Here is a 16,634-nt window from a genome sequence, read left to right as displayed (position 1 = left end):
TCCGTGTGGGCCAATTTCTGTTCTCCTTGCTTTTCAGCAAGATAGGGGAATTGTCGCAACCCAGTTTAGAATGTGCCTCTATTGGCGTTTCTCGCAAAGTGCCTCATGTACAGTGACAACCATTGAGGCTGTGTCTCAGTCCAGATTACCCGCGCACAGTTCGGTCGTGACAGAGCCGATTGGCTATTCTGGTGGAATTTGATCCAGAAACTTCGGCAACGTGCGAGCATCTTTGACGTTGCTGCAGCTCGATCGACCGCGGGTTTCAATGGACCTTTGGAACAATGACACAGTATTCTCACGTTCAGCGTCTTTAGACGTCGACACTGTGTGCTGAAATCCGGAATAGATCTTTTCAACCCGATCAGGTGCAAGAGACTGGCGACGAACCCGGTCGTTTGTCTCAGCGGTGATCTGAGCAGCACTTTCATGGGCGGCTAAGCCGGGAAACGCTTGGCTTACTCGCGCGACAACCGAGATGAATAGTAGTATGCAATCGCTTGGGTTCGGTTCTTTACGGCCAGTTTCTCATAAATGTTGGACAAGTGAAATTTGACCGTGTTGGTGGAAATCTGAAGCTCCTTCGATAAATCCCGGTTGGACATACCCTGTGCCAGAGCCTCGAGAATCGCGCGCTCTTTGCGGGACAGGCTTTGGATGGGGTCCTGCTGCATTTTGCGGACGTCAACGAAGGGAAACACCATCTTGCCATCGGCGACGTCTGCACAGGTTTTCAGCAAGCCTTCGACCTCGCCAGATCGCGCAGCAAACCCGGCGGCCCCCGCTTGCATTGCCAGTCTTGGAACGTCACCGGACGTATCGCCGTAAACGACAAACCGTGGTGCATTGGCCTGTTCGCGCAGCACCTCAATCAGTTTGGCTGCACCCAAAACGGGAAGATTCCAGTCGATAACCCCGACTTTCACCGGAACCCGCATCACCGTCCCCAAAAAGCCTTCGGCCGTCGCCGAGGTCGCAACAAGCGAGAATCGTGAGTCGCGTTCAAAGATCTCCGACATGGCCGACAGGACCAGAGGATTGCTGTCGGCCAGCATGACGTCAATCGGTGTCTGTACGGTTTCAACCATCTGATTTCTGTCCAATTTCCGCAAAAACTACCCGTATAGGTAGGTGGAACTTCAGTATACCTTTGTATTTTTACCTAAACGGGTGGGAAATTTCCCACCCAAATAGCCATCCTAAAGCAGTAGTAAGTTACGTTGTGTCACGAGGCAAGTCCGCGTTTCCTAATTGGCAATGCAACCCAATGGGCCCAGGTGCCCCTTCAAATGCCGAGGACGTCAACCGATGACATTTCAGATTTTCCCTCCGCTTGAGATCCCCGAGACCTTGGCCGCTGGTCCCGGGCCGGGCAATACGGATGCACGTGTTCTGCAAGCTTTCACCAACGCGGGCGTGGCCGATCACATGCAGGGCGATGTTCTCAGGGGCATGGTTGAATGCAAACACATGCTTCGCAAGGTCTGGGGCACCCAAAACGCATATACTTTCGCCGTCGCCGGGACAGGTTGGAGCGCGCTGGACACCATGTTCTCTGCCGTCATGCCCGGTGACAAGGTCGTGGCCTTTGCCAACGGAACCTTCTCCGGGATCGACGCGCTGACTTTGCGGATCAAGGCGGCCACACCAGAGGAACATGCCGCCAATCCGCTGGATCCTCAGGCAGCAAGTGTCACAGTGATTGATGTTCCGCATGGTCAGCCGGTGACTGGTGAAATGGCCGAGGACGCGTTGGCGGAACACAAGCCCAAATGGGCTTTCATGGCGCATTGGGAAACCGGGTCTGGCCGTGTTAACGACCTGCGCGGGTTTTCGGAGGCGTGTGAACGCCACGACGTCATGGGTTTGATCGATGCGGTTTCGTCGCTGGGCGTCGAGGACTTTTCGATTGATGACTATCCGGGGATCGCTGGTTGGGCCTCATGCCCACAAAAGGGTCTTTGTTGCCTGCCTCTGACATATGCGCCCGTCAGTTTTACGGACACCTATATCGAAGCCCTCAGGACCAATGGCGCTTACACTTACGTACACAATCCGATTTTCGAAGCCCGGCACTGGGGCATTGTAGACGGTCAGGATGTTGAAAAAGGGACCTATCACAGAACGCATTCCGGATACGCCGTCGCCGCGTTCCATGAGTCCCTGCGTCTGACATTGCAGGAAGGTCTGGCCAGACGGTCGGCATCCTACAAGACCCACGAGCGCGTGCTGCGCGACGCCGTAACAGCCATGGGGTGCGAGGTGACCTCGGATATGCCCAGCCTTGTTGTGCTCAACCTGCCGCCGGAACTGGCTGGTCGCGAAATGGAATTGGTGCAGAATTGCCGGGCACAGGGCTTTGGCATCTGGCCGACGCTGAGCGTGCCGGTTCAGGTTCGCATTGGCATTCTCAATCAGCTCAACCGACAGGCCGTCAGCCGCATCGTGCGTCTATTTGCCGAGGCCATCCGGGAACTGGGCGGTCAGATCGAATTCGAAGAGATCGAGGCGCTGCTCGAAAGCCGGTACGGCACGTCGATCGCGGCTTAATCACACTGCATGAACGGGAGGATTGCAGATGGATATTCATGAATATCAGGCGAAAGAGGTTCTTTCGAATTTCGGTGTTGCCGTGCCGTCGGGCGCTTTGGCTTACAGCCCTGAACAGGCGGCCTACCGCGCGCGTGAACTGGGCGGAGACAAGTGGATTGTCAAAGCGCAGGTTCATGCCGGCGGCCGCGGCAAGGCGGGTGGCGTCAAGCTGTGCAACACTGAAAATGAGATCTACCAGGCCTGTGACGACCTGTTTGGCCGCAAGCTTGTGACACATCAGACAGGACCCGAGGGCAAGGGTATCTACCGTGTTTATGTCGAATCTGCCGTGCCTATCGACCGCGAGATTTATCTGGGCTTCGTGCTGGATCGCTCCAGCCAGCGGGTGATGATCGTTGCCTCGTCAGAAGGTGGGATGGAGATCGAAGACATCTCGGCCGAGCGCCCCGACAGCATCGTGCGGTCTATTGTGGAACCCGCTGTGGGCCTGCAAGAGTTTCAGGCGCGCGAGATCGCGTTCAACCTTGGGCTGGAACCGCGTCTGGTTCAGCAAATGGTGCGGACATTGCAGGGCTGCTATGCCGCGTTCAGCGAACTGGACGCCACGATGGTTGAAATCAACCCGCTGGTCGTCACAGGTGACGACCGCGTGTTGGCATTGGATGCCAAGATGAGCTTTGATGACAACGCCCTGTTCCGGCATCCCCAGATTTCTGAACTGCGCGACAAAAGCCAGGAAGACCCGCGCGAAAGCCGCGCGGCGGATCGCGGTCTTTCCTATGTTGGGCTAGAGGGCAATATCGGTTGCATCGTGAACGGCGCCGGTTTGGCCATGGCCACGATGGATACGATCAAACTGGCCGGAGGAGAGCCCGCAAACTTCCTCGATATTGGCGGTGGCGCGTCTCCAGAACGAGTGGCCAAGGCGTTCAGGCTGGTTCTGTCGGACAACAATGTTCAGGCGGTTCTGGTCAACATCTTCGCCGGGATCAACCGTTGTGACTGGGTTGCCGAAGGCGTCGTACAGGCACTGCGCGAGATCGAGATCGACATTCCGGTCGTTGTGCGCCTTGCTGGAACGAATGTCGAAGAGGGCCAGAAAATTCTGGCCAAATCCGGTCTTCCGATCATCCGCGCCACTACTCTGATGGAGGCCGCAGAACGCGCTGTCGGCGCGTGGCGCAACGATCTGTCCCAAAACACCAAGATGAGGGCTGTGTAATGAGCATTCTCCTCGACCGCGACACACGGGTTATCGTTCAGGGCATCACCGGACGCATGGCGCGCTTTCATACGAAGGACATGCTGGCCTATGGCACAAACGTCGTTGGCGGTGTTGTCCCCGGCAAAGGCGGCGAAACCGTCGAGGGTGTGCCGGTTTTTGACACCGTCAAACAGGCCGTCGAAGCCACCGGAGCGGATGCCAGCCTTGTTTTCGTACCCCCACCGTTCGCCGCGGATTCCATCATGGAGGCCGCCGACGCAGGTATTCGCTATTGCGTGTGCATCACCGATGGCATCCCGGCGCAGGATATGATCCGGGTCAAGCGCTACATGTATCGCTATCCCAAAGACAAACGCATGGTGCTGACCGGACCAAACTGCGCGGGTACAATCAGCCCAGGTAAAGCGCTGTTGGGGATCATGCCCGGACACATCTATCTGCCGGGCAATGTCGGAATCATTGGCCGCTCGGGGACGCTTGGATACGAGGCTGCGGCCCAACTCAAGGAACGTGGTATTGGCGTTTCGACCAGCGTGGGTATCGGTGGTGATCCGATCAATGGATCTTCGTTCCGCGATATCCTTGAGCGGTTCGAACAGGACGAAAGTACCGAAGTCATCGCCATGATCGGCGAGATCGGTGGCCCGCAGGAGGCCGAAGCCGCGGAATACATCCGCGATCATGTGACCAAACCCGTCGTCGCCTATGTCGCAGGCTTGACCGCACCCAAAGGCCGGACGATGGGCCACGCGGGCGCGATCATCTCGGCCTTTGGCGAAAGCGCGTCCGAGAAAGTCGAAATCCTTTCGGCAGCCGGCGTCACGGTCGCTGAAAATCCCGCGGTCATCGGCGATACCATCGCCCGCGTCATGGGAAAGGCTGCGTAATGGTTAAACCTTCGGTTCTTGTTACCCGTCGCTGGCCTGCTGCCGTCGAGGCGCAGTTGGCCGAGAATTACAACGTCGTTCTGAATACCGGGGACAAGCCCATGTCCCCGGCTGAAATACGGGATTGCTTGAAACACTATGATGCGGTGTTGCCCACCGTCACAGATACGTTGAACGCCGAGGCACTGGACGTTTCAGCGGCGCAAACCAGGATCCTTGCCAATTACGGGGTCGGCTACAGCCACATCTGCGAACCCGCGGCCCGCGAATTGGGCATGACGGTTACAAACACGCCTGACGTTCTGTCCGAATGCACTGCTGATATTGCGATGACGTTGCTGCTGATGGTGGCGCGCCGTGCAGGTGAGGGAGAGCGTGAGTTGCGCTCGGGCAACTGGACCGGATGGCGGCCTACACATCTGGTGGGCACCAAGGTCAGTGGCAAAACTCTGGGCATCATCGGCTACGGCCGCATCGGACAAGAGATGGCCCGCCGGGCGCACCACGGGTTCGGGATGGATATCATTGTCTACAACCGCAGCAAGGTGGCGCCGGATGTACTGGCCCGATGCAACGCAACTCAGGTAGATACGATTGACGATCTGTTGCCACAGTGTGACTTCGTTTCGTTGCATTGCCCAGGTGGTGTTGCGAACCGGCACCTGATCAACTCGCGCCGGTTAAGCCTGATGAAACCCGACGCCTTTCTGATCAACACCGCGCGCGGTGAGGTGATCGACGAATGGGCACTGATCCAGGCGCTGATGTTTGACATGATCGGCGGAGCGGCGCTGGATGTTTTCGATGGCGAACCCCGCATCAGCCCGGACCTGTTGCAATGCGACAACCTCGTGATGCTGCCGCATCTGGGCAGCGCCACGCGCGAGGCGCGCGAAGCGATGGGGTTTCGCGTTCTGGATAACCTCAACGACTTTTTCGCCGGACGCGCGCCCCGAGATCGCGTGATCTGAGGCCAACCCCGATCACTCTGAACCAAAAGACGAAGGACCCAAACCATGAGCTTTCATTCCATCGACCAGGCACCCGCCCGCCTGAACCGCAGCGAACTTGCCGTTCCGGGCAGCCAGCCTGGTATGTTCGAAAAGGCCGCGAAATCAGATGTGGACGTCATTTTTCTTGACCTCGAAGACGCTGTTGCCCCGGACGAAAAGGAACAGGCGCGTAAGAATATCATCGAGGCACTGAATGATATCGATTGGGGTTCCAAAACCATGTCGGTTCGGATCAACGGGCTGGATACCCATTACATGTATCGCGACGTGGTCGATGTGGTCGAACAGGCTGGTGAGCGGCTGGACCTTATCATGGTCCCAAAGGTAGGCACCGCCGCAGACGTCTATGCTGTTGATATGCTTGTCACTCAGATCGAGGATGCCAAAGGATACAAGAAGCGGATCGGTTTTGAACACATTATCGAAACTGCATTGGGCATGCAGAACGTCAGCGAGATCGCGGCCGCCTCAAAACGCAATGAAAGCCTGCATTTTGGGGTTGCCGATTATGCCGCTTCTACCCGCGCGCGGACGACGATCATCGGTGGGGTGAACCCGGATTATTCGGTTCTGACAGACGCGGATGCTGATGGTGGCCGTCTGACTCATTGGGGCGACATGTGGCACTATGCACTAGCCCGCATGGTCGTTGCTGCCCGTGCTAACGGTCTGCGCCCAATCGACGGGCCTTTCGGAGACTTTCAGGATCCTGACGGCTACAAGGCTGCGGCAAAACGTGCGGCCGTTCTGGGCTGCGAAGGCAAATGGGCCATCCATCCCAGCCAGATTGCATTGGCGAATGAGGTCATGTCCCCATCTGACGCCGAGGTGAACAAAGCGCAGCGTATCCTTATCGCCATGTCCGAGGCCGAGGCATCCGGGAAAGGTGCCGTGTCGCTGGATGGACGATTGATCGACTATGCCTCGATCCGTCAGGCAGAAGTATTGGTCGAAAAGGCAGGCCAGATAGCAGCGGCATAAACCAAGGTAGACCAAGCATCACTTGGCGCGGGGTCGTTCAGACCCTGCGTTTCGATTTTACGACTACGATCGGAAACGCATGGCCGCGACAACCCCTGCGGACTTGTTCCTTGCTTTCAACCCCACGATCGGTTCAAACTAGGTCCTCGCCAATTGATGTTCGGCTGCCCTAAAGATTGATTGGATCTTGAAAGGGGATATTGCGCTGATAAAGAACAACAAGATCTCGTCGAATGTTAGCACCCACAGACAAATCGAAGACCGAACAGCAGATAACTTTCGAGATTTTTGTTCAGGCGGAATTTGCCTATCTGGAGCTGTCATCCATCATTGCCGTTTTGCAGACGGCAAACGATGTTCTCAACCGCGATCTTTTTCGGTGGCAGATTACGTCGGACACGCCCGGCTTGGTGTCCAGCAGTTCAGACCTGATTGTGCGGGCAACGCCTGCCATCTCTGACCAGTATCTGAGCGATTGCCTGTGTGTCGTGGGCGGTCAATTGGGAAATGTCAGTACATGGTTGCGACGCGTCCGGGCAATGCAAAAACACAAACGACCGGTTGCCTTGTTTTCGGACGCGGCACGCGAATACATCAAGGCGACAGTGCAACAATCCGGGCCGGTCACGGCACATTGGCGCGACATTGGGTTGCTGCGTGAGATAGGGGATTACCCCATGCTTTCTGAAAGTCTTGTTGCCCGAAATGGAACAGTGCTGACTTGCGCCGGGCACGGTCATACCGCCGAGGCGATCATCGGCGTTCTTGCCGAGGTTCTTGAGCCTCAAGACAGGGCTGAACTGGCCTGCCAATTGATGCTGAACGACGTTCGGGGCCACGCGCAAGAGCAACCCAAAGGTCTGAGCGCGAACCCGAATTTCCTGGAAAAGCGGCTGCAAAACGCGATCCGCATCATGGAAGAAAACACCGAACACCCGTTGCCAACGGCCAGCCTTGCCCGCCGCGTGGGCGTATCCACCCGGCAGCTAGAGCGTCAGTTCATGCTGCACCTGAGCACATCGCCCGGAAAATTTTATAGAAAGATCAGGTTGAAAAAAGCGTTTACCCTGGTCTCGAACTCGCAAATGCCGATTATTGACATCGCCATTGCTTGCGGTTTTGCGTCAACCTCTACGCTTGCCCAGACATTCAAGGCCGAATACGGCAAAACACCAAAACAACTGCGGCGCACGGAGTGACCATTATACAGCCTCTGGAATTCCTGGCAGGTTATGCTGAGGGGCCAAGGGTCTTATCTGCATCGCAAAGGCGGTAGACATTCACTTTCCTTGAACGTCCTTTGACAGTGAATTCGCCACAGTCGATCAGATGAAAAGCCGGGCTGATCAGTCGGGCTGTGGCATCGCTGATCAAAATCGTGGTTTGCTCGTCACTTGGCAGCTCGCCTACCAGGGTCTCGATCCGGGCACAGGTGTTCACTGTGTCGCCGATCACCGTGTAATTCATCCTGTCGACGGCCCCGATATTGCCGACAATCAGCGGCCCGGTGTGCACCGCGATTTTGACGCCGTACTCGACACCAGCCTCAGCCAGAGATCGCTTGATTGCCATTGCAGCCCGGCAGGCGCGTTCGGCATGGTCCGTCTGGTCCTGGGGCGCCCCCCAGAACGCCATCGCCGCGTCGCCGATGTATTTGTCGAGCGTTCCGCCCTCGGCTTCTATACAGCGGTTCAGGATCTCGAAATGCCGGTTCAGCATTGCTGCCGTGGCTTGTGGCGACATGGCCTCGGATGCGGGTGTGAACCCCACGATGTCGGCGAACATGACGGTCAATTCGACTTCGCGCGGCAACACAAGGTTAGGGTCTCCGGTCTTTAACATTTGCCGTACAAGGGTTCGGGGCAAATAAGTTTCAAACCAGCGCAGCCCGTCGAGCATCTTGTTGAAGGCCACAGCCTGAAGGTTCAGTTCTGAGACCCGAGAGGGGGGCAGGTGGTCGATCTGGTTCAGATTCAGCTCGCTGATTTTGATGGCTTCTTCGGTCGACCTGTGAATGGGTGCCGCCAATCGTCTGGCCAACACAAGCGCCGCAATGACCGAAGCGATCAGTAAACCAAGACTGACCAAGGCGGCATCACTTAGCCGGGACCATTGGTTGCTCCAATCGCTCAGTGGAGAATACTGCCCGATCACCCACGGCTCAGATCCGAAGCCGCTGACGATGCTTGTCAAAACCAGGTGTTCTCCGTCCAGCGCCTCGACCACATATCCGACAAATGTTCCATCGTTGCCCTGAAACTCGGGTGGCTGCATCAGCATTTGTGAGATGACCGCGTCATCAAGTGCTGCGACCGAATGCAAGGGGGCGTTTGAGCTTAACGTGTTTGCAGACAGGTTCAGCAATTTGGGATGGGCCAGAACGCGGTTGTCACCGTACAGAACAAAACCGGTTGCCCCGTATTTCCCGCTTAACTCGTCGACCAGGCTCGAGAAATGGTGAACGGTAGAAGAAACGAGCACGGCCCCGAGGAAAATACCGTCTTTATAGGCAGGTACAGTCGCTGAGATATGTGTCCGGCCCTGGTCAAAGAAGGGTTCGTTCCAGAACAAACCATCATAGCCTTTAACATCTTTAAGATACTGAAGCGTGCCTGCAGCCGGAGGCTCGTATGACGTTATTAACCGTGGCCCCTCAACATCGGTGACATGTGTTGAAATGAACAGACTGCCGTCAGGATACACGATGGCAAGATCTGTCAGATACGGGACCGAAGCCACCACGCCTTTGAAGTAGGCTTTCAGAAAATCGGTGTCGTGCAGATCGACTTCACCCGTGCTTGCGTCTTCTTGTAGGGATTGTGCCAGTTCCTCGATCGGTGTCGTCAGGCTAAAGATATCGTCTTCGATGGATTCGACGATCATCGCGGCAGACGTATTCAACAGTTCCGTCGTGTTCTGAAAATTGGCATAAGTCGAAACCAACAGAACCGCGCCGGCCGATATTGCCACCAGTCCGCCAATGGTCAGCGCCAGCAGAGTGGAAATTCGGATCTTTAACCTTGTCTGGCGGTTGCTTTGCGCCCGGGCGCTTTTGTCGATCACGCCAGTGTGCTGCGTATGCTTGTCTTCGTTGACCATCTTTGAACGATATTTAGCTTGGCGACCCGTTACAACGTCTCGTTGACGTCTCAGGCGGGATCGCCGCTAGCCAAGATAGGCACGCAGGCTTGGCGGCGGGTTGTCAAAGAGTTTCGCTGTCTGAACGGGGGCATGCACCGTTTCGTCTGCCACAAGTACGGTCTGGTCGGCAATACGGCGTGCATCCTGCGGATCGTGGCTGACCATCAATAGGGTCGTTTGGGTTTCGGCTACCAGATCGGACACCAAATCCAGCATTTCGACCTTTAGGGCTGGCCCAAGGGCGGCAAACGGTTCGTCCAAAAGCAACAGTTCGCGCCGCTGCACAAGTACGCGGGCCAGGGCAACCCGGCTTTGCTGTCCTCCGGACAGTTCCGAGGGTTTGCGCGCGCCCATACCATGCAAAGAAACCCGGCCCAGAGCGGACTGAACCTGTGCATCCTCGTCTGCGGACAACCGACCGTTTGGGCGCAGGCCCAGGGCGATGTTTTGTTCAGCCGTCAGATGCGGAAACAGGTTTCCGTCTTGAAACAGCATCGCCATAGGGCGCTTGCCGGGATGCAAGTTGGAAATCTGTTGCCCACCCCAAAAAATCTGGCCCTTTTTCAGGTCCCTAAATCCCGCGATGGTCTCCAGCAATGTGGACTTGCCCGCACCGGACGGGCCAATAATGGCAATGCTGTTGCCAACCTCGATCTGAATATCGGCGTTTAGGGTGAAATTCCCGTTTTCAATCACACAGTCGTCAAGCTTCAGCATGCCAGCGCCCTCCTCGGTCCAATAGCCAGAATGCGCCCATGGACAGCAGCAACAGCATTAATGCCCCGCCGGCAGCCGCCTGCATCTGATAGGCGCCCATCAGGCGGTAGATTTGCAAGGGCAGGGTCGCGATCTGCGGATCGGCGAACAGTGCGATCACGCCCAGATCACCCATTGACAGAGCCGCCCCAAGACCAGCGGCGAACCCGATCTGCGGACGCATGCGTGGTAGCAAGATGTGCGTGAAAAACGTCCATTTTGTCATATCCAATGAAAGCGCGAGACGTCCGTGCCTAGCGGTTATGTCGCGCGCCGCGGGGACCAGAATGCGTAAAGCAAAGGGCAGGGCCATCGCGGCATTCACCAAAGCAGTGACAGGCAGAGCCAATGTTGTCGGGTTTGCCAAAGGCCGGATCAGGATGAACAGGCCCGTACCGATGACCAGTGGCGATGCCGCCAAACCCAAAATGCCGCTGAGTTCCACAAGCCCGTAACGGCCACTCGCGACGGCGGTGGCCATGGGCAAAGCAAGCAAAAGCAGGACAGCGGTACTTGCAGCGGCAACAAGGACCGAGATCAACGCGGCTCGAAAAACGATTGCGGGCATGTCAAACAACCCGGCAACTCCCGAAATTACGACCGATGCCAAAGGCAGTAGCAAAAAGACGGCCGCTGCGACGATCCAGAATACATCTATCGTCGGCGCACCCCCATCCCAGCGGCGCAAAGCGCGATCAAGGCCTGTTCCAAAACCTTCCCCGCGCGAAAACTTCAGCGCCACTAAAGCGGTCGCAGCTGTCAGGGCAAGTTGCAGGGCGGATAACAGGGCGGCGCGGCCCAGGTCGAAATCGTAGGTGAAGGCCTGATAGATCGCCAGTTCGATCGTTGTAGCCCTTGGTCCTCCGCCCAAGGTGAGGGCGATGGCGAAACTGGTCAGGCAGATGGCGAAGATTACTGCAAGAACCCCGGGCAGGGTCCGTTTGAGCATTGGCATCTCGATCAGTCGAAACATGGCCATGCCATTGCAGCCCAGTTGTGCGGCCAGGCGAAACCGTTCGGCAGGAATTTCCTGCCAGGCTTGCAAAACAAGGCGAGTGGCCAAGGGCAGGTTGAAGAACACATGCGCCAGTACGACGCCATGCAAGCCGTAGATGCGTATGGGCGGCAGGCCGAAAATGCCAAGGATGTCCGAGATCCACCCCGACCGGCCAAAAACTTGCAGCAAACCCAGAATGGCAACGATGACCGGCAGGATGAAGGGGGCGCCCAAAAGCGCAATTAAAGCCCGTCGGCCGGGGAACCTCCGACGTGCCAAAGCCCGCGCAACCGGCACGGCCAACACCACGCTGAACAATGCGGACAGTGTGGCTTGGGTCAGCGTGAACCGCAGCGCAGCCCAGTCGGCGGGAGTGAACCCGCCGCTGGTTTCAGCACGCAGTGCAACCGCCGCAAGAGTGCCCAGGATCAGCGCGGCGACCAGGGCCGCCGCACCGATACCGGGCCATGGGCTTACTGGCTGAGCGCGTTCTGCCATTCTGCCAGGGCCTGATCCCGCACCGCGGCGGCTTCATCGGGAGAGAACAGAAGCGACTTTTCCGGCACTGTCAAAGTGTCGAACCCTTTCGGCAAACCTTCTGCCGGGGTTACGGCCGGATACATCCAATTGGTTGTTGGAATGATCTGCTGGAACGCGTCTGAGACCATGAACTGCAAAAACTGATCCGCCAGATCGGCCTGATCTGTTGCAGCCAGCTTTGCAGCGACTTCGACCTGCAAGTAATTGCCTTCGTCGAAAGCTGACGCGGCTTTGCTGCCGTCATCCTCGGCGATCAGGTGATAGGCCGGAGATGTTGTGTAGCTGAGAACCATGTCCGACTCGCCCTCAAGGAACAGGCCGTATGCCTCGGACCAACCCTTGGTAACGGTCACGATGTTGTCGGAAAGACCAGCCCAGATTTCGGGTGCTTCGTCACCATAAGCCGCTTTGACCCACATCAGCAGGCCCAGACCGGGCGTGGACGAGCGAGGGTCCTGGATGATGATCTTGGTGTTGCTGTCCGCCAGTTCCCGGAAGTTTGCAGGCGCTGTCGCATCCGCTTTGTGAACGAAGGCGAAGTAGCCCCAGTCATACGGTGTGAACGTGTCATCGGTCCATTCGATCGGCAGCGCGAAGTCGGCAGAGACGGAATTGGGCGCAAACAGGCCGGTTTCCCGGGCCGCCGCAATCAGGTTGGTATCCAGCCCAAGCACGACGTCGGCGTCAGAGTTTTCACCCTCAAGCCGGACACGCGACAACAGCGCGGCACCATCTTCGACACCAACAAGGTTCAACTCGCAGTCGCAGACCGCTTCAAAAGCTTCTTTGACCTGCGGGCCGGGGCCCCAGTCGGATACAAAGCTGTCATAGGTGTAAACGGTAAGCTGAGGCTTGTCGGCGGCAATAGCCGTAGTTGCACTCAGAAGTCCCGCAGCAATTAGCAGATGTTTCATGTCATCCTCCATTGCGGCGAGAGGGCAAGGATGGATGAAACCGAAACCCTTCCCTCCGCCGGTTCTAGCCGGTTCAGGTTCTACGGGTTCGCTTGATAAGCATCTCAGCGCGGCAGGCCGTGCTCCCCGAGGTGAGGCCGTCACTAGGGGGGATTGGCTAGAAAGACAACCAAATTCGGTGCCTCAGCGCGGTGCGTGTCGCATGCGGGCAAGTAAACCTGTCCGGAGTCGGACGCCCTTTGAACCTGTAATACGTTTGGTTCAAAGGGCCATAGGTCAGAAGTAACACAGCCAAATATAGACGTTCGCGATCATCAGGGTGAGGATCATGATCGGGAATGCAATTTTGGCGAAGGCGATGAAGCCGATGGGCTGCTTGGCCTTTTCCGCAAAAGCAGCCACCGTAAGGTTGGCGCTTGCCCCCAACAGAGTACCGTTGCCGCCCAGACAGGCGCCAAGCGCCAGCGACCACCACAAGGGTTCAATCGCGTCTTCGCCGCCAAATGTATCCGCGGTGGATTCGATCAGAGGGATCATCGTTGCCACAAACGGGATGTTGTCCAGAATGGCCGACAGGATGCCAGAGGCCCAGAAGATGAAGAACGCGGTCCACATCATGTCGCCTTGGGTCAGCTCCAACACTTTTTCACCGAAGAACGCCAAGAGGCCAACATGTTCAACACCGGCGACAATGACGAACAGCCCGCCGAAGAAAAAGATCGTGACCCATTCAACTTCACCAAAGATGTGGTGAACCGACTCTGACTGTTCTTCACCGCTTTGATGGCCATAAGCCAGCAGCATCAACAGGCCTGCACCGGCCAACGCTGACGTACCGGGCTGAATGCCGTAGCTGTGCCCCAGCGTGAACCCCAGCAAAACCAGAGCCAATACGGCCAGAGACTTGATCATCAAGACAACATCAGTAACCGCTTCGGATTCGTTGAACCCCATAATCCGATCGCTGGCCGATTTCGGAATGCGGGCCAGCTCCTTGCGGTTCATAAGGTAAATAATGCCGGTCAGGACAACCAGACATATGGCCGAGATAGGCGCCAGGTTCACCACGAAATCGTTGAAGCTAAGTCCTGCGGCCGAGCCAATGATGATGTTGGGCGGGTCACCGATCAGCGTCGCTGTTCCGCCCACGTTCGAGGCCAGGATCTCGGCGACAAAGAACGGGAACACACGCGTTTCCAGGGCTTCAGTGATCAGCAGTGTAATCGGGGCGATCAGCAAAACGGTCGTCACGTTGTCCAGCAGGGCCGAGAACACCGCCGTAATCAGCGTCAGCATGATCAGGATGCCGGTTGGGTTGGCTTTCACCGCTTTTGCAGCCTTGATCGCCACGTATTGGAACAATCCGCATTTGCTGGTGATCCCCACAATGACCATCATGCCGATAAGCAGTGCCAGCGTGTTGGCGTCCACACCCGCCACGGCCTGTTCCTGATTGATGATGCCAAACAGGACCATTAGGGACGCGCCCAGCATCGTCAGAATGGCGCGGTTAACCTTTTCGGTGATCAGGACCGCATACACCAAAATCAGAATTCCGGTCGCGATCCAAAGCGGATCAATGCCCAATAGTTGTGGAACAGAGAGAGCGGCCTCTCCGTGTGACGTCGAATGCGTAGCCAAGGTTTTAGTCCGGTTTGTATAGGGTTAGCTGAGTGCGCGATCCAAAAGCGAGTTGGCGCTTACGGTGCCAACGAAACGGTTGGTTTCGGGCTCAACAAGGATCACGTGCCGTTTGAATTTGTAGATCAGGAAGATACCTTCCATCACCGGCGTATCAGGTGCAGCAACGGGGATGTTCGAGGGCCTCGACATGTTGTCGCGAACCTTTTCGGTCTTCAGCCGCTCCATCTGTTGTTCGAAATCTTCCCGCGTCAGGTTCATGAAGCTGAGCGAGTCGATCGCGACGCGCGACGCATCGTCATTCAGACCGATTGTCGCCGCTTTCGGCAGGATCAGTTTCAGCAGCGTTGGGGCAGTAAAGATGCCAACATAAGTTCCGTCTTCGGCCACGACAGGTAGAAACCGTGCCCGGCTGCCCCTGATGATGTTGAAGGCCGTGGCGATGCTTTCATCCGGCAGAATGGTCTTTTGTACCTCAGACGGTACCATCACGTCATAGCAGGTTAGGCCCATGCTTTTCCTCTGACTTCACGCGGCTTTCGGGTGAAACGGAATCCAAAAGCCACAGGGCACGCCCTTTTCGGCTTGTGAAAGCGCGTCAGGACGAATCAAAATTTGTTGATGCGCACTGATTCCATTGCCGGGCGGAATTGACCAGCCCGGTAATGAAATTAAGTTGATAACCTTCCGTCATTGGCGACGTTGGCCAATGACTGAAGGTTGGTTTCAGCTTGGGTTTGCGTCAGCGGCGTTTTGTGCCTCAGTTGCCGTTACATCTAGTCCGGGTTGCCGTCGGGGCGTGGAAAGCCGTAATCGCTCAAAGGCGCCGGTCAGCTGTAATTCGGTGCGCGTTTTTGCAGTTTGGCCGCAATACTCTCGGCAAAATCGGGGGACTGTAGTTGCGCAGCAAAGATCTTGATTTCTGCGGCCATGTGTCCGGCCACTTCGTCACGCTGATTGCGGATCAGGGCTTTGGACTGTTTGAGCGCTACCGGGGATGAGGCCGCAATGGCTTGTGCGATATCCTGGACTTTGCTCATCAACTGATTGTCGGCAAATACGCGCGCGACCAACCCATGGTTCAGGGCCTCGGACGCCGTCAAAACCCGCCCGGCCAGCAAGACGTCATTGGCGACAGCCATGCCGAGGGACGCAGGCAGAAGCATTGACGAACCGGCCTCGGGCACCAGGCCCAGTTGGACAAATGGCGCGCTGAATGTAGCGCTGTCCGCGGAATAGACCAGATCGCAGTGCAGCAGCATGGTTAGACCAACGCCAATTGCAGAACCGTTTACTGCGGCGATCAGGGGTTTCGGACAATCCCGGATCGCATTCAGGAACCGAACAATCGGGTTTTCGGCGTCACCCGCCGGAAGCCCCCCTGTCATAAAGTCCTGCAGGTCATTTCCGGCTGTGAACATATCGCCTTGACCAGTGATGATCAGCGCCCGGGCTTGATCGGTTTGACCGTATTCTTCGATGGCTTCAGCTATCGCAGTATACATGGCAAAAGTGATCGCGTTTTTCTTGTCTGCGCGAGAAATCGTGACTGTGGTGACGCGACCCTGAGTGCTGATGATAATATGTTCGCTCATGGCGTTATTCCTTGGATGCCCGGCGGAATTTGTGCCGCGTCGGCTGTGGGTTTCCTGCTTGTGGGCAAGTTCGTATGCGGGGAAATAGCCTGCGTCAACAAATCAGGGCAGTTACCTCACGTCGCTGGGCGAGTGTGCCAGATTGATCCCCACTGTTGAATTCAGTGGTGCCTTAACTATGCAGCGCAGCTACGACTATTTTTACATCTGGAGGAGATCTACGTCTTTTTGCGTAAGCTATCCGGTAATCCTGCCGCAAAGGGATCGGCGACATGCTCATCCTGATGAGGGTCTCCGACTTTAAATCCATCGCCGCCATTTCTACTAAACAAGCGCCCTCAAGAACAGGCGCTTTCCGCGGGGCAATCCGTTTCCGGTCAGAGCTTTTGAA

The 16,634-nt window shown here is 56.7% G+C and carries 14 protein-coding genes, 1 pseudogene and 1 riboswitch; of the genes and pseudogenes, 6 read left to right on the top strand and 9 right to left on the bottom strand.

The annotated features are described in order from the left end of the window. Positions 1 to 251: 251 nt before the first annotated feature. Positions 252 to 431 (bottom strand): annotated as a pseudogene (locus AC2FJC_RS08465) (transposase); the annotation flags it as partial. A 27-nt stretch (positions 432 to 458) separates the two neighbouring features. Then, the gene (locus AC2FJC_RS08460; protein WP_496739152.1) at positions 459 to 1,088 is read right to left on the bottom strand and encodes a response regulator transcription factor; all 630 of its coding nucleotides are present in this window, start codon (positions 1,086 to 1,088) and stop codon (positions 459 to 461) included. Between the two features lie 220 nt (positions 1,089 to 1,308). On the opposite strand from AC2FJC_RS08460, the gene AC2FJC_RS08455 reads away from it, so the two are divergent. The 6 genes from AC2FJC_RS08455 (at position 1,309) to AC2FJC_RS08430 (ending at position 7,858) form a co-directional block, all read left to right on the top strand. Beyond that, entirely contained in the window at positions 1,309 to 2,550 is a 1,242-nt protein-coding gene (locus AC2FJC_RS08455) for a pyridoxal-phosphate-dependent aminotransferase family protein (RefSeq protein WP_496739151.1), read from the top strand. A 28-nt stretch (positions 2,551 to 2,578) separates the two neighbouring features. Then, on the top strand, positions 2,579 to 3,775 hold the full coding sequence (locus AC2FJC_RS08450) for a malate--CoA ligase subunit beta (RefSeq protein WP_170559666.1): 1,197 nt from the start codon (positions 2,579 to 2,581) through the stop codon (positions 3,773 to 3,775). Beyond that, the gene (gene sucD, locus AC2FJC_RS08445; protein WP_496739150.1) at positions 3,775 to 4,665 is read left to right on the top strand and encodes a succinate--CoA ligase subunit alpha; all 891 of its coding nucleotides are present in this window, start codon (positions 3,775 to 3,777) and stop codon (positions 4,663 to 4,665) included. Before AC2FJC_RS08450 ends, sucD begins: the two co-directional genes overlap by 1 nt. Continuing rightward, entirely contained in the window at positions 4,665 to 5,636 is a 972-nt protein-coding gene (locus AC2FJC_RS08440) for a 2-hydroxyacid dehydrogenase (RefSeq protein ID WP_496739149.1), read from the top strand. Before sucD ends, AC2FJC_RS08440 begins: the two co-directional genes overlap by 1 nt. 45 nt (positions 5,637 to 5,681) lie before the next feature. Continuing rightward, a complete protein-coding gene (locus AC2FJC_RS08435; RefSeq protein ID WP_496724917.1) occupies positions 5,682 to 6,659 on the top strand; it encodes an HpcH/HpaI aldolase/citrate lyase family protein in 978 nt (325 codons plus the stop codon). Positions 6,660 to 6,892: 233 nt separating this feature from the next. Next, positions 6,893 to 7,858, top strand: coding sequence for a GlxA family transcriptional regulator (locus AC2FJC_RS08430; protein ID WP_496739148.1), 966 nt, complete (start codon positions 6,893 to 6,895; stop codon positions 7,856 to 7,858). A gap of 31 nt (positions 7,859 to 7,889) precedes the next feature. Here AC2FJC_RS08430 and AC2FJC_RS08425 read toward each other — a convergent pair whose 3' ends face one another. The 7 genes from AC2FJC_RS08425 to AC2FJC_RS08395 all read right to left on the bottom strand — a co-directional run bounded on the left by AC2FJC_RS08425 (position 7,890) and on the right by AC2FJC_RS08395 (position 16,243). Then, complete coding sequence (locus tag AC2FJC_RS08425) at positions 7,890 to 9,722, bottom strand: adenylate/guanylate cyclase domain-containing protein (protein ID WP_496739147.1); 1,833 nt, start codon at positions 9,720 to 9,722, stop codon at positions 7,890 to 7,892. A gap of 102 nt (positions 9,723 to 9,824) precedes the next feature. Continuing rightward, positions 9,825 to 10,517, bottom strand: a complete 693-nt coding sequence (locus AC2FJC_RS08420) for a thiamine ABC transporter ATP-binding protein (RefSeq protein WP_496739146.1) — start codon at positions 10,515 to 10,517, stop codon at positions 9,825 to 9,827. Then, a complete protein-coding gene (locus AC2FJC_RS08415) occupies positions 10,504 to 12,051 on the bottom strand; it encodes a thiamine/thiamine pyrophosphate ABC transporter permease ThiP (protein ID WP_496739145.1) in 1,548 nt (515 codons plus the stop codon). Before AC2FJC_RS08415 ends, AC2FJC_RS08420 begins: the two co-directional genes overlap by 14 nt. Continuing rightward, positions 12,027 to 13,007 carry a thiamine ABC transporter substrate binding subunit gene (gene thiB / locus AC2FJC_RS08410; RefSeq protein ID WP_496739144.1) on the bottom strand — a complete coding sequence of 327 codons (981 nt, stop codon included), beginning with the start codon at positions 13,005 to 13,007 and terminating at the stop codon, positions 12,027 to 12,029. Before thiB ends, AC2FJC_RS08415 begins: the two co-directional genes overlap by 25 nt. 33 nt (positions 13,008 to 13,040) lie before the next feature. After that, a riboswitch (TPP riboswitch) is annotated at positions 13,041 to 13,146 on the bottom strand. A gap of 137 nt (positions 13,147 to 13,283) precedes the next feature. After that, positions 13,284 to 14,648, bottom strand: coding sequence for an ArsB/NhaD family transporter (locus AC2FJC_RS08405; RefSeq protein ID WP_496739143.1), 1,365 nt, complete (start codon positions 14,646 to 14,648; stop codon positions 13,284 to 13,286). Positions 14,649 to 14,672: 24 nt separating this feature from the next. Then, positions 14,673 to 15,161, bottom strand: coding sequence for a CBS domain-containing protein (locus AC2FJC_RS08400; RefSeq protein WP_496739142.1), 489 nt, complete (start codon positions 15,159 to 15,161; stop codon positions 14,673 to 14,675). Positions 15,162 to 15,478: 317 nt separating this feature from the next. Beyond that, entirely contained in the window at positions 15,479 to 16,243 is a 765-nt protein-coding gene (locus AC2FJC_RS08395) for an enoyl-CoA hydratase-related protein (RefSeq protein WP_496739141.1), read from the bottom strand. Positions 16,244 to 16,634: the final 391 nt, after the last annotated feature.

The sequence above is a fragment of the Ruegeria sp. CDSB117 genome (assembly GCF_059611005.1).
Note: the sequence above shows the minus strand (reverse complement) of the source record. Positions and strands in the feature narration are given on the sequence as shown.

Bases quoted from the DNA above. Each gene is read 5' to 3' on its own strand.
- AC2FJC_RS08460 (WP_496739152.1), bottom strand. From the start codon at position 1,088: ATGGTTGAAACCGTACAGACACCGATTGACGTCATGCTGGCCGACAGC.
- AC2FJC_RS08455 (WP_496739151.1), top strand. From the start codon at position 1,309: ATGACATTTCAGATTTTCCCTCCGCTTGAGATCCCCGAGACCTTGGCC.
- AC2FJC_RS08450 (WP_170559666.1), top strand. From the start codon at position 2,579: ATGGATATTCATGAATATCAGGCGAAAGAGGTTCTTTCGAATTTCGGT.
- sucD (WP_496739150.1), top strand. From the start codon at position 3,775: ATGAGCATTCTCCTCGACCGCGACACACGGGTTATCGTTCAGGGCATC.
- AC2FJC_RS08440 (WP_496739149.1), top strand. From the start codon at position 4,665: ATGGTTAAACCTTCGGTTCTTGTTACCCGTCGCTGGCCTGCTGCCGTC.
- AC2FJC_RS08435 (WP_496724917.1), top strand. From the start codon at position 5,682: ATGAGCTTTCATTCCATCGACCAGGCACCCGCCCGCCTGAACCGCAGC.
- AC2FJC_RS08430 (WP_496739148.1), top strand. From the start codon at position 6,893: ATGTTAGCACCCACAGACAAATCGAAGACCGAACAGCAGATAACTTTC.
- AC2FJC_RS08420 (WP_496739146.1), bottom strand. From the start codon at position 10,517: ATGCTGAAGCTTGACGACTGTGTGATTGAAAACGGGAATTTCACCCTA.
- AC2FJC_RS08415 (WP_496739145.1), bottom strand. From the start codon at position 12,051: ATGGCAGAACGCGCTCAGCCAGTAAGCCCATGGCCCGGTATCGGTGCG.
- thiB (WP_496739144.1), bottom strand. From the start codon at position 13,007: ATGAAACATCTGCTAATTGCTGCGGGACTTCTGAGTGCAACTACGGCT.
- AC2FJC_RS08400 (WP_496739142.1), bottom strand. From the start codon at position 15,161: ATGGGCCTAACCTGCTATGACGTGATGGTACCGTCTGAGGTACAAAAG.
- AC2FJC_RS08395 (WP_496739141.1), bottom strand. From the start codon at position 16,243: ATGAGCGAACATATTATCATCAGCACTCAGGGTCGCGTCACCACAGTC.